Source organism: Acinetobacter sp. UBA6571 (assembly GCF_002434085.1).
Taxonomy (GTDB): Bacteria; Pseudomonadota; Gammaproteobacteria; order Pseudomonadales; family Moraxellaceae; genus Acinetobacter; species Acinetobacter radioresistens.
Window position 1 is genome coordinate 23426 of record NZ_DJJJ01000065.1, and the last position, 12904, is coordinate 36329.

Genomic DNA, 12904 nt, shown 5'->3' on the forward strand with positions numbered 1-12904 from the left:
TTCCGTTAATTGTTATCTACATAAGAGAAGCACGTTTGCCAGTCTAAAAAATCCTATGCAAACATGCAATGTCCAGCTTGTGAGTATATGTTTTAATTTAGCTCAAGCTTTGGTCTGGGTACTTTGTGCTTCGCATTCACGGCGCACTTCTTCAATAATCTTTAACTCTTCTTCACTAAATGGGTGCTGTTCATTTTGTGCTGAACGCTTAAATGTCGGGTCAAGTAGCGATAAACGCTGACATAAGGTGTTCATGCGTTTCTCGTTATATTCAATACGGTCCAGCAATACACGCATACCTTCAAGAATAGGATCGGCCTGTTCCTGTGTGGCGGCATAAGGCTGGAAACCTATACGTTCTGCATAAGAACGACGACGCGCTTCCTGTTCGTTATCCTGAGCTTCTTTATCTTTAAAAATGTAACGTGCCGGTCCGCCTACCGCTGTAACCCCTGCAGGTATAGCCTTTGTAACTACTGTATTCGAGCCTACTTTGGCATTTTTCCCCACAGTAAATGGTCCAAGAATTTTAGCACCTGCACCGACTACTACGCCATCTTCAAGTGTAGGATGACGTTTGCCTTTATTCCAGGTAGTGCCGCCTAAAGTAACGCCATGATAAAGAGTAACATCGTCTCCAATCTCTGCTGTTTCACCGATCACTACACCCATACCATGATCAATAAAAAAGCGTCGGCCAATCTTTGCACCCGGATGAATTTCTATACCAGTGGCAAAGCGGCTGAATGAAGATAAAAGCCGGGCTGTACCCTTGCAGTCTTTCTTCCACAGTTCATGGGCTACCCGATGCATAATTAATGCATGAATACCTGGATAGGTCGTTAATACTTCCAATGTGTTACGGGCAGCGGGATCACGGGCAAATACGGCCTTAATATCTTCTTTAAGCTGCTTAAGCATCTGGCTGCTCCTTTTGGCTGTTCGACTTTTTCCATGTGCCATTGTTCAAGGCCTGCACCCGACTAAAAATGCCACGCAATAAATGATATTCCATACGATCTAATTGTATACGTCCGAATAAGCGACGCAAGCGTAAAGGTAACAGGCGTTTATTGTTGGGATCTAAAAATTCAATCTCTTCAAGCATTTTTTCTAGATGGGGATAAAACTGCTCCATTTGCTCATGTGTAACCAACGGCTCATCCCAGTCCATCATAGACTTGCCAGCTACCGGCATTTGATTGGTTTCTTGAGGTGGAGTATCCATCAGCTCCAGTGTAGCCATACGCATTTCATAGCAGATTACTTGAATTGCCTGAGCGACATTAAGTACGCCATAATCTGTATTGACTGGAATAGTGACATGATAATTGGCCAGTGCCAGCTCTTCATTGGTCAGGCCACGGTCTTCACGGCCAAATACTACCGCAATTTCCTGCTGTTTACTGACAACTGCCTGCATAGAGGTTTGTGCTGCCGGGCGGGCATCTAACAGTGGCCATGGGATGGTCCGACTGCGGGCACTGGTACCAAATACCACATGACAGTTCTGAATGGCCTCTTCCAGTGTTTCGACAATCTGGACCTGTTCAATAAGATCCTGTGCACCTGCTGCCAGCGCATCAATATCCGGATGTGGATAAGTTTTTGGAGCGACTAGAACCAGTCGGCAAAGACCCATTGTTTTCATGGCACGCAGAGCACTGCCAATATTAGCCGGAAGTGTGGTATTGACCATTACAATTCGGACATGGGATAAATGCTCTGAGATTAAAGCATTATCAAAACTGCTCATAGGATATCCAATTTTTGTATCAAGAATACTGGCTGACTTCAGCCTGATAAAGTTCTAAAGCTTCATCCATGCTTATATCATTTGAAGCGGGGGAAGCTGTATGTACCGGGCGCACGGGCTCTACTACCCGCGCAGCTTTGGATTTGACCTGGTATTCGATATGCAGAGCTTCCTTGCCAAAATAATCACGCAATTTTGCCAGCAACTCATCAAGTGGGGCAACTTTCCAGCTTGGACCCAAATGTAGCTCTGCTGTAGCATAGGGCTGCTCTATAAATAGCTGTACCGGAATATGCTGGTACATATCTATATTACAGTAAGGTGCAAGTATTTTTTGCAACTCCAGACCCAATGCCGGGCCTAGCAGATCATCACTCAGCTGTATCTTGATGCTGTTTGCTCGCTTCTGACGGATTTCATTTAAGCTAAAAGCCTTGCTGAGACGCGCCATCGGGCGTTCATAACCTTCGCGCTCATAAATTTCTCCCTCAATGACTACGACTTTTTCAGGCTGGATAATATCTTTAAATCGTTGGAAACGCTCATGGTTACAGCTGACTTCCACACGCGCTGTACCATCATCCAGAGTGATCATGACGCGGTTTGGAAAATTGGCGACATCGATTACCAGACCAGCGAATACAGTGGTCACGCCACGACGGGTAGGTGTCAGTTCATTCAGCCGACTTGGAACAAAAGACTTGAGTTCTGGCCGGTAGACATTAATAGGGTGCCCGGTCAGGTAAAGGCCTAAAGTGTCTTTTTCGCCTTTGAGACGAACCTCGTCACTCCAGGGTTTTACAGGTTTAGCTGGTTTACGCTGAATTTCTTCAACTTCACCGAAAAGATCCATAATCCCGGTTTCACGGTTTTGACGGGCCTGATCTGCTGCTTGTACTGCCTCTGGAAGCTGTGCCATCAGGTCGGCACGTTCAATACCTAGACAATCCAATGCACCGGCACGAATCAGTGCTTCTAAAGTACGTTTATTGATTTTCTTCAGATCAATGCGGTGGCAGAAATCGAATAGATCTTTATACGGTCCTTGCTGGTTACGCGAATCAATCACTGACTGCATTGCAGCCTCACCAACGCCTTTAATCGCACCAAGACCATATACAATAGTTTTTTCATCAATTGCATGGAACTGGTAAATTGACATATTGACCGAAGGTGGCAAAACTTCCAGATTGTTTTTTCGGCAGTCATCAATCAAAAATACCACGTTATCGGTATTCTGCATTTCCGATGACATTACCGCTGCCAGAAATTCAGCTGGATAGTGCGCTTTTAACCATGCCGTCTGGTAGGCTACTAATGCATAGGCAGCTGCATGCGATTTATTAAAACCATAGCCGGCAAATTTTTCCATATAATCAAAAATATGGTTGGCTGTAGCTTCATCAATATCTTTTTTTGCAGCACCTTCAATGAAGATTTTACGCTGCTTAACCATTTCCTCAGGTTTTTTCTTACCCATTGCCCGGCGCAGCAAATCCGCACCACCAAGCGTATAACCCGCACAGTACTGTGCCGCCTGCATGACCTGTTCCTGATACACCATAATCCCGTAAGTCGGCTCTAGTACGCCTTCAAGCAGAGGATGCAGATATTCAAACTCACCACCATGCATACGATGAATAAAGTCAGGGATCAGATCCATCGGTCCTGGACGATATAAAGATACGAAAGCAATAATTTCTTCAAATTTGCTTGGACGTGCTTCTTTGAGCATCTTTTTCATGCCCACAGATTCAAACTGGAATACCGCGGTGGTATTGGCATTGGCAAAGACCAGATAAGCGTCTTTATCTTCAAGTGGAATAGCAGCAATATCTAAAGGTTTATCGCTTTTAATACGTTTATTGATATTCTTGACTGCGTCTTCAATCACGGTCAGGTTACGCAAACCCAGAAAGTCAAACTTTACCAGACCTGCTGCTTCTACGTCATCCTTATCGAACTGCGCTACGCGCGCCGTACCATCAGCATCACACATGACCGCAGAAAAATCGGTAATCTTGGTTGGTGAAATAACTACACCACCGGCATGTTTACCGGTATTACGGGTAATACCTTCCAGTTTTAGCGCCATTTCCCAGATCTCTGAAGCATCATCATAATCCGGGTTGGATGGGTTGGTAACAATATCCTTAAGCTGAGGTTCAGCTTGCAAGGATTCTTCCAGACTTAAGCCCAAGGGTTTAGTTGGAATCAGTTTGGAAATACGATCTGCCAGTCCATAAGATTTACCTAGAACCCGGGCCACATCACGAATCGCTCCTTTGGCCGCCATAGTACCAAAAGTAGCAATCTGGGAGACGGCATCACGACCATAAGTACGTGCTACATAATCAATTACACGGTCACGGCCAGCGATACAGAAATCGACATCGAAGTCAGGCATCGAAACACGTTCCGGATTTAAGAAACGTTCAAACAGTAGTTCATAGCGCAGCGGATCAAGATCAGTAATTTTTAAACTATAAGCAACCAGAGAACCTGCACCTGAACCACGGCCAGGGCCTACCGGTACGCCATTATTCTTTGACCATTGAATGAAGTCCATTACAATCAGGAAGTAGCCCGGAAACCCCATCGAGTTAATAATATTAATCTCGTATTCGATACGTTCATCATAAGGCTTACGTATTTCCGGCCAGTATTCATCACGCTCCTCAGGTGGATAAAGGAAATTTAACCGCTCCTCGAGGCCTTCTTTGGACAAATGCGCAAAGAAGGTATCAATAGTATAACCCTCTGGAATCGGATAATCCGGCAGGAAGTACTTACCCAGTTGCAAGGTTACGTTACAACGTTTAGCAATATGATAAGTATTCTCAATGGCTGACGGAATATCCGAGAACAGCTCGGTCATCTCTTCAGAAGACTTAAAATACTGTTCGGGCGAATAGGTTTTCGGACGGCGATTATCACCAAGGACATAACCATCAGCAATACAGACCCGGGCCTCATGCGCTTCGAAGTCGTCTCGGGTCATGAAGTGCACATCATTGTGTGCCACTACACCAATATTATACTTCTGGGCCAGTTTCACCGCTTCTATAATAAAGTCATCTTCGTCCGGACGATTAGTGCGGGTTAGGGCTAAATAAACCCGATTTCCAAATTTGGCGATCCATTCTTCCAGCAAAGGTTCAGCTTTTTGAGGATTAGAGGTAATCAGCATTTTACCGACATCAGAATTCATTCCGAGCAGGGCAATCAAATCCTGGTTCTGGTCCAGTATCCATTCTTTTTGTACACAGGGAATATCTAGCTGTTGACCGCGGATATAACCTTCAGATACCAGTTCTGTCAGGTTTCGCCAGCCTGTATTGGTCATTGCCAATAAGGTCATACGATGTTCAGCATCATTCAGGCGGATTTCTGAGCCTAAAATAGGCTTGATACCTTTACCCAAACATTTTCCGTAAAATTTGACCGCTGCGTGCAGGTTAGACAGATCAGTCAGTGCCAAAGCAGGCATTTCATCTTTTTGAGCAGCTTTAACCAGATCAGGCACACGTACGATTGATTCTGTAATCGAGAACTCTGTATGAATACCAAGATGAACAAACTGCATAGAAAACAACCCTGCCTAAACTGCCCTGTATTTTAACATGCTCTTGTGAACGGCATAGCTCAATATTTACTACATTAGAATCTTTTATAATTTCATTTTAAGCAGGGCTATAAATGGAAAGACAGAAATTCCATTATAAATATACCCTCCTAATAAAAGTACCAGTAATTAACAGGTTATACCTTGGCATATATCGAAAGCACGTAACCTGCCATTTTTGAAAGTAAAGTCAAGATATGGAAAATAAGGAGGGACGTACTCATCCGGATGCTTGAGATAAGCTTTCAGGTCAGCAGAAGTTAGCAGTATTACTGTGCCTGTAATTTTTATCCCTTTTGCATTTAAAAAAACTCCTTTTTAAACTTGGCAAGAATATAATCTCTTGAGATGGAAAGATTGTTTACCAAGGTTTTTTCGCTAAGGTCTGCTGTATTTTTTCAGTTCAGACTAACTCGGCCCTAAGTATCAGTGAGTTGATTAATACTGTCTCTGCTTTTGAATAGTTTTTAGAAAAAGGGGAGTTATCTTCTGGAGATATTTCAAAAAACAGCCCCTTGTGTGGAATAGGAGCAGTTGAATATTCATAGTTACCTATACATTTCGAGTAATTTTTTTGAGTTTTTATATTTTGGATGACTAGCTGTTTGGTTAATTGAGAAGCCGTTACAGACTGTCTAAGCTCTAATACATTTACCTTTATACTCGTATCATAATCTATAAGGTAATGTAGAAGCCTCAGACACTGTACATATGCTAAAAGCAAAGATTACTAATCATATTTTTATCATAAATATTGACCGGTTAATCACAGCTATAGCACGATTATAACAAACAGCAAACCTGAAAAAAGCCCTCTATAGAGGGCGGTTAATCAGTCCTGAACCTATCTGAGACGGGCTAGCCATTCACCGAGCATCTGGACGATTTGAACCAGAATCAAAAGAACAATAACTGTTAAAATAACTACACTGGTATCAAAACGCTGATAGCCATAAGAAATAGCCAGGTCTCCAATGCCGCCCGCACCAACAGCACCTGCCATTGCAGTCGCACCAATCAGGCTAATAGTAGCTGTGGTCAGGTTAAGGATCAGTGAGCTACGGGCTTCTGGCAAAATAAAATTAAAAATAATTTGTAGGGGAGTCGCTCCCATCGCTTGAGCTGATTCAATAATTCCTTCATTTACTTCCAGCAGTGAAGTTTCAACCAGCCGACCGATATAAGGACCTACATAAATAGTCAAAGGCACGATAGCAGCCCATGTTCCAATCGAAGTTCCGACCAGCAGCTTGGTCAGTGGAATGACTGCAATAAGCAATATGATAAAAGGCAGGGAACGTAGCGCATTAACAATAGGGTTTAAACCATGATAAATCAACCGGTTTGGTAAAATACCTCCCGGACGTGTAACCACCAGAGTAATACCCTGAATAAAACCCCAGACACAACCAAATAGCATGGCAAAAAACACCATGTGGAAGGTTTCCTGTAAAGCAGTTACGAACTGGTCAATTGAAAGTGAGCTTTTCCAAAATGGCGCAGTAACGCTAGTGAGCCACTGAACAATCAAGTCTCTCATACCTGCACTCCTGACTGTTCAACCTGCACGCCATTATTTTCCAGAAACAGAATAGCTTGCTGAATCACTTCCGGGTCACCTAAAAGTTGAATAAACATTTGTCCAATAACAGTCCCATGAATTTCAGTCATATTGGCAAACAAAATATTTAAGCTTAAGTCAAACTTTTTGATTACAGCTTGAACTACCGTTTCCTGAGCAGACTTACCCAGGAATTTCAGGCAGTAAATACTATGATGATTCTGGTTTTCCAAATTATTTAGAATATTAACCGGTAATTGCTGTTGCAAAACAGTTTGGATAAAGTTCTGAGTTGTTGGATGTTGTGGCTGACTGAAGATATCTAGTGTAGAGCCTGTCTCAATGACTTTACCATGTTCCATCACTGCGACATAATCACAAACTGATTCAATCACATCCATTTCATGGGTAACCATCACAATGGTAATCCCTTGCTCTTTATTAATTTTTTTAAGCAGTTGCAAAACAGACTGGGTGGTCTGAGGGTCAAGTGCAGACGTAGCTTCATCGCAAAGCAGAATTTTTGGATGATTTGCTAGAGCGCGTGCAATACCAACCCGCTGTTTCTGTCCACCCGACAACTCATCGGGAAAAGCATCTCGTTTGTGCTTTAAATCAATAAAGTCGAGCAGTTCATTTAAGCGTTTTTCGCGTTCAGCCTTGCTATAACCCAACAGTCTCATCGGCATTTCAATATTGGCTGCTACAGTTTTGGTTTGCAGCAAATTAAAATGCTGAAAAATCATACCAATATTGGCACGTTCCTGACGCAATTTACGGGCATCCAGAGCAGTGAAATCCTTCTGGTGAATAATAACCTGACCCTCATCCGGACGTTCTAGTAAGTTAATCAGACGGATGAGTGTACTTTTACCCGCACCACTATAACCGATGATACCAAATATACTGCCATCTGGTATCTGCAGGTTAATCTGGTCAAGGGCACGAATAGTCTGGCCCTTGAGCTGGTAATGTTTGGAGATGTTCTTAAATTCGATCATAGCGTCAAGATACTGTATAAGAATGAAAAAACAGGCAAAGTTCACTTTGCCTGTTTGTTAATCGCAATTATATGATTATTTTGCGTCAGTAAGATAGCTTACCGGCTTGTTTACATCGACTTTAGTACCGCCAAATTTTTCCTGAATGTACTGCTTAACCGGTGCAGTATGGTATAGCGCGCCAACTTTCTGTAGTACAGGATCATTCTGACGATCAGCAGCAGTAGCCAGAATGTTTACATTCATTTTGGTACTCTGGTCAATTGGTTCATAATAAATAGCATCTTTAAGCACATTTAAACCGCCTTCCATTGCTAAAGTATTGCCCAATACTATGGCATCTACTTCATCTTTTACACGGACTGCAGTTGCCATTTGGACAGGCTTGATCACAATCTGCTTTTTATTTTCAACGATATCGGCAGGAGTACCCTGTACCTCGTCAAAACCGGGCTTTAATTTCACCAGACCCGCAGACTGAAGCAGTAGCAATGCACGTGACTCATTTGCCCCATCATTTGGAATAGCAATGGTGGCACCATTTGGGAACTCTTCAACTTTCTTTACTTTGGTTGAGTAAATACCCATCGGTTCTAGATAAGTAGTAGATACCGGTGCAATCTTGTCTTTATTGTTGGCATTATATGCGACCATATAGGCATACGACTGAAATGCGTTCAGGTCGACTTCCTTATTGGCTACAGCGGTATTCATGGCAACATAATCAGTGAAGTTTTTAACATCCAGTTTAATGCCAGCTTCTTTAGTTTCAGGCAGAGTTGCAATGTAGCGCCAGATATCTGCATCTGAACCAGTAGATGCCATAGTTACGGTTTTAACTTCAGCAGAATCCTGTGTAGCGTTTTCAGTTGCAGGCTGTTCAGGTTTTGAGCATCCTGCCAGTCCTACAGATACGCCTAATACAAGGCCAAGCAACTTTTTCATGTATTCGTCCCGGTAAATTTAATATATTTAAATTTACAAATTATAACATTTGATCATTAAATCAAGCTTAAACCAACCGCTCTCGTGAAATGAAGACCGGTTTAAAGCGTTAAGAAATTTGTAGTGGTCTGTTCTAACACTCTATTGTATTAGAGAAACTGACTGCTATCACTACAGCATGTTATTTAACTCAATAAAATTTAGAACCTACTCATGAGCTGCATCATACCAATAAAGCTATATGCAATATAGTGAATATAAAGTCATTCCTTATCTTATTAAGTGCTTTTGAAAATTCAAATTTGAAAAAATTTAATTATTAAAATCATGTGTTTATTTATAATTTTTTATAAAAAATATTTATCTGATAAATTTTTATCCTATATAAAATTTTATTCAATATAAATCTATAAATGAGATAAAACTGAATATAGCAATTTTAAGCTCTACATCTTTCGAATAGAAAGATGCAGAACACTATTTTATTTAACAGACTTATCGCATTTTTGCCAAAAAGCGACTTAAACGGTTGATTGCTTCGCGTAATTCATTTTCGGCAGGCAGGAACACTACACGGAAATGATCTGGAGTTGGCCAGTTAAAGCCTGTACCTTGTACTAACAATACTTTTTCTGCACGCAGAAAATCCAGCATAAATTTTTCGTCGTCTTCAATCGGATACACTGCTGGATCTAAACGTGGAAAACAGTACATGGCGCCTTCCGGTTTAACACAGAAAACTCCAGGAATTTCATTTAACATTTCCCAGGCAATATTGCGCTGCTCATATAAACGTCCGCCTGGACGAATCAAGTCATTAATAGACTGATAGCCTCCAAGTGCAGTCTGAATTGCATATTGAGCCTGATGATTGGCACACAGACGCATTGAGGCAAGCATATCCAGACCTTCAATATAGTCTACTGCACGGCTTTTATTACCGGTAATTGCCATCCAGCCTGAACGGTAACCTGCAATACGATAAGCTTTAGAGAGACCATTGAAAGAGACACATAACTGATCACCTGCCAGTGCTGCCAGGGCTACATGTTCAATTCCATCATAAATAATCTTGTCATAAATTTCGTCAGCAAACAGGATCAGGTCATATTTTTTTGCCAGTGCAACAATCTGTTCAAGTACGTGGCGCGGATAAACCGAACCGGTTGGGTTGTTCGGATTAATCACCACAATACCGCGGGTATTTGGAGTGATTTTACTTTCCATATCAGCGATATCGGGATACCAGAAATTTTCTTCATCACATTTATAGTGAATCGCTGTGCCGCCAGAGAGATTAACAGCTGCTGTCCAGAGCGGGTAGTCCGGCATTGGCACCAGCATTTCATCGCCATCATCTAGCAGACCTTGCATGGCCATAACTATGAGTTCTGATACGCCATTACCAATGTAGACATCTTTTACGCTGACATCAAATACACCTTTTTGCTGGTAATACTGGCAGATCGCTTTACGTGCCGGAAAGATTCCTTTTGAATCGGTATAACCCACTGCATTTGGCAGGTTCAGGGCAACATCATTAATGATTTCTTGTGGCGCTTCAAAGCCGAACGGGGCGGGGTTACCAATATTGAGTTTGATAATTTTATGGCCCTGTTCTTCCATTTCATTGGCGGCTCGTAACACTGGTCCACGAATGTCATAGCAAACATGCTCAAGCTTAGACGATTTTTTGATTTCGCGGGGTGTAGTGTTACCTAAAACGGACATGATCTCATCCAATTATATGTATATTAAGAGAAAAATAGATTAACTGAAATAGCACAATCTATGGTGAAATTTAGCTAGAAATTTTTTGTTGTCTAGCGTAAATATGAAAGTACTGAAGCATGACATTGAATGTCATAGAATTAAAGGAGTTAATGATGGGAAAACTCAATAAAACAGACCGAGAATGGCAAAGAGAGTTATCACCCGAAGAGTTTCGTATTGCGCGACAAAAAGGTACTGAACCTGCGTTTACGGGGAAATACTGGAACAGTAAACAGGACGGGGTATATACCTGCCGTTGCTGTGGTGCAGAACTGTTTTCTTCAGAAACCAAATACGATAGCGGGTGTGGCTGGCCAAGCTTTTTCCGTCCGATTAATTCAACTGCTATAGAAGAACATGAAGACTTAAGTCATGGGATGGTCAGAACAGAAATAGTTTGTCATCATTGTGATGCTCATCTGGGACATGTATTTGAAGATGGTCCACAGCCGACAGGACTGCGCTATTGCGTAAATTCGGCTTCACTCGAATTAAAAACACAAGAAAAAAGTGATGAGGAAACCTATCCATGACCAACATTTATCAGTTTGAAGCTGAGTTGTTAGATGGAAAAACTAAATCAATGGCTGACTATCGGGGCAAAGTCTTACTGATTGTTAATACTGCAAGTAAATGCGGTTTCACACCGCAGTTTGCTGGTCTGGAGAAAGTTTACCAGAAGTATAAAGATCAGGGATTAGAAGTATTNNGTTCCATGTAACCAGTTTGGCGGACAGGACCCGGGGACAAATGACCAGATTGGTGCATTTTGCCAGAAAAATTACGGTGTCAGTTTTCCAATGTTTGCCAAGGTTGATGTAAAAGGCCCAGAAGCCCATGCAGTTTTTCGTTATTTAACCAATAACAGTAAGGGAATTTTGGGCAACGGCATTAAATGGAACTTTACCAAGTTTCTGGTAGGAAAAAATGGTGAAGTGCTGAACCGTTATGCACCAACCAGTAAGCCTGAAGCTTTAGAAGAAGATATTGAAAGGGCATTGGCACAGTAAAAGTAAAAATAAAAGGGCGATTTAATCGCCCTTCATTTTTTCAGTAAATTAAGATTAAAGTACTCTCTTTAATCGTTCAATAGCCTGCTCACATTGAGCAATGTCAGCAACCAAGGCCAAACGTACATGATTTTCACCCGGATTACCTTGCGGAGTCTCACGTGACAGGTAACGTCCCGGTAGTACTTTGATATGTGCTTTTTCCATGAGCATTTTGGCAAAATTTTCATCATGGTCTACTTTTAACCAGTAATAAAAACCTGCATCTGGTTTTTGAAGTGGCAGAAGATGCCCCAGTTCATTTTGAAATAGTTCAAATTTGGCCCGGTAAAGCTTACGGTTTTCTTCTACATGGTTTTCATCATTCCAAGCCACAATTGAGGCGAGCTGATGTTGAACGGGCATGGCTGCACCATGATATGTGCGATATTTCAGGTAAGGTTTAAGCAGGTTGGCATCACCTGCGACAAAACCGGAACGCATTCCCGGCAGGTTTGAGCGTTTGGACAGGGAATGAAATACTACACAGTTTTTATAGTCATTACGTCCGATTTCAGCACAGACTTCAAGAAGGCCAACGGGTGCTTCATCGAACCAGAGTTCTGAATAACACTCATCTGATGCAATGACAAAATCATACTGGTCTGAAAGTGCAATCAGTTTTTTTAACTGATCTTTAGACAAAACCGCACCTGTTGGATTACCTGGTGTACATACAAACAGTAGTGCTGTTTTTTCCCATACCTCATTGGGTACATGGTCAAAGTCACCCAGATAGTTATTTTCTTGGGTGCAGTTAATGAAGTATGGTTTTGCACCTGCTAGAAGGGTTGCACCTTCATAAATCTGATAAAACGGATTCGGCATGACCACATAAGGTGTATCTTCTCGTTTTACCAAAGCCTGAACGAAAGAGAAAATGGCCTCACGCGTTCCCGATACAGGAAGAATATTATTTTCGGCACTAATGGTGTTCAGCTGGAAGCGGCGAGTTAACCAGTCTGCAATACTCTGTCTTAATTCAGGTAAGCCTTTGCTGTTCGGATAAGTTGAAAGCTGTTCAAAGTTATCAATAATCGCCTTTTTTACAAAATCAGGGGCAGGATGCTTGGGCTCACCAATAGAGAGGGGAATCAAGGGAAGGTCCGCAGGGACTACATCCTTAAAAAGTTGATTAAGCTTTTCAAAAGGATAAGGATGTAATAATGACAAGCTTGAGTTCATTGAAAAAAT

The 12904-nt window shown here is 41.9% G+C and carries 9 protein-coding genes and 1 pseudogene; 2 read left to right on the plus strand and 8 right to left on the minus strand.

The genetic code is table 11. The features are described from left to right. Positions 1-102: 102 nt before the first annotated feature. From cysE to B3X18_RS13830, 7 genes are all read right to left on the minus strand, one after another. Positions 103-921, minus strand: a complete 819-nt coding sequence (gene cysE, locus B3X18_RS13800) for a serine O-acetyltransferase (RefSeq protein ID WP_005026406.1) — start codon at positions 919-921, stop codon at positions 103-105. Next, positions 914-1756: an RNA methyltransferase gene (locus B3X18_RS13805; protein WP_026444047.1), complete on the minus strand. Its 843-nt coding sequence runs from the start codon at positions 1754-1756 to the stop codon at positions 914-916. The genes cysE and B3X18_RS13805 overlap by 8 nt, the downstream gene beginning before the upstream one ends. A 19-nt stretch (positions 1757-1775) precedes the next feature. Further along, positions 1776-5342 carry a DNA polymerase III subunit alpha gene (dnaE, locus tag B3X18_RS13810; RefSeq protein ID WP_034670629.1) on the minus strand — a complete coding sequence of 1189 codons (3567 nt, stop codon included), beginning with the start codon at positions 5340-5342 and terminating at the stop codon, positions 1776-1778. Positions 5343-6225: 883 nt separating this feature from the next. Beyond that, positions 6226-6921 (minus strand): methionine ABC transporter permease, encoded by a 696-nt coding sequence (locus tag B3X18_RS13815; RefSeq protein WP_005019833.1) that lies wholly within the window; start codon positions 6919-6921, stop codon positions 6226-6228. Then, positions 6918-7943, minus strand: coding sequence for a methionine ABC transporter ATP-binding protein (locus B3X18_RS13820; protein ID WP_034670681.1), 1026 nt, complete (start codon positions 7941-7943; stop codon positions 6918-6920). Before B3X18_RS13820 ends, B3X18_RS13815 begins: the two co-directional genes overlap by 4 nt. A 75-nt stretch (positions 7944-8018) precedes the next feature. Then, on the minus strand, positions 8019-8888 hold the full coding sequence (locus B3X18_RS13825) for a MetQ/NlpA family ABC transporter substrate-binding protein (RefSeq protein WP_005019838.1): 870 nt from the start codon (positions 8886-8888) through the stop codon (positions 8019-8021). Between the two features lie 495 nt (positions 8889-9383). Continuing rightward, on the minus strand, positions 9384-10619 hold the full coding sequence (locus B3X18_RS13830) for a pyridoxal phosphate-dependent aminotransferase (protein WP_017400622.1): 1236 nt from the start codon (positions 10617-10619) through the stop codon (positions 9384-9386). A gap of 155 nt (positions 10620-10774) precedes the next feature. Here B3X18_RS13830 and msrB point away from each other — a divergent pair, with 155 nt between their 5' ends. Both msrB and B3X18_RS13840 read left to right on the plus strand, forming a co-directional pair. Then, positions 10775-11194: a peptide-methionine (R)-S-oxide reductase MsrB gene (gene msrB, locus B3X18_RS13835; protein ID WP_005026396.1), complete on the plus strand. Its 420-nt coding sequence runs from the start codon at positions 10775-10777 to the stop codon at positions 11192-11194. Beyond that, positions 11191-11671 (plus strand): annotated as a pseudogene (locus B3X18_RS13840) (glutathione peroxidase). The gene msrB and the pseudogene B3X18_RS13840 overlap by 4 nt, the downstream one beginning before the upstream one ends. Positions 11672-11725: 54 nt before the next feature. Here the strand turns inward: B3X18_RS13840 and dapC are convergent. Continuing rightward, positions 11726-12895: a succinyldiaminopimelate transaminase gene (dapC, locus tag B3X18_RS13845; RefSeq protein ID WP_005026394.1), complete on the minus strand. Its 1170-nt coding sequence runs from the start codon at positions 12893-12895 to the stop codon at positions 11726-11728. Positions 12896-12904 lie beyond the last annotated feature (9 nt).

Coding starts and splice junctions, on each gene's coding strand:
- B3X18_RS13815 (WP_005019833.1), bottom strand. CDS start 6,921: ATGAGAGACTTGATTGTTCAGTGGCTCACTAGCGTTACTGCGCCATTT.
- dapC (WP_005026394.1), bottom strand. CDS start 12,895: ATGAACTCAAGCTTGTCATTATTACATCCTTATCCTTTTGAAAAGCTT.
- msrB (WP_005026396.1), top strand. CDS start 10,775: ATGGGAAAACTCAATAAAACAGACCGAGAATGGCAAAGAGAGTTATCA.
- B3X18_RS13820 (WP_034670681.1), bottom strand. CDS start 7,943: ATGATCGAATTTAAGAACATCTCCAAACATTACCAGCTCAAGGGCCAG.
- B3X18_RS13825 (WP_005019838.1), bottom strand. CDS start 8,888: ATGAAAAAGTTGCTTGGCCTTGTATTAGGCGTATCTGTAGGACTGGCA.
- B3X18_RS13805 (WP_026444047.1), bottom strand. CDS start 1,756: ATGAGCAGTTTTGATAATGCTTTAATCTCAGAGCATTTATCCCATGTC.
- dnaE (WP_034670629.1), bottom strand. CDS start 5,342: ATGCAGTTTGTTCATCTTGGTATTCATACAGAGTTCTCGATTACAGAA.
- cysE (WP_005026406.1), bottom strand. CDS start 921: ATGCTTAAGCAGCTTAAAGAAGATATTAAGGCCGTATTTGCCCGTGAT.
- B3X18_RS13830 (WP_017400622.1), bottom strand. CDS start 10,619: ATGTCCGTTTTAGGTAACACTACACCCCGCGAAATCAAAAAATCGTCT.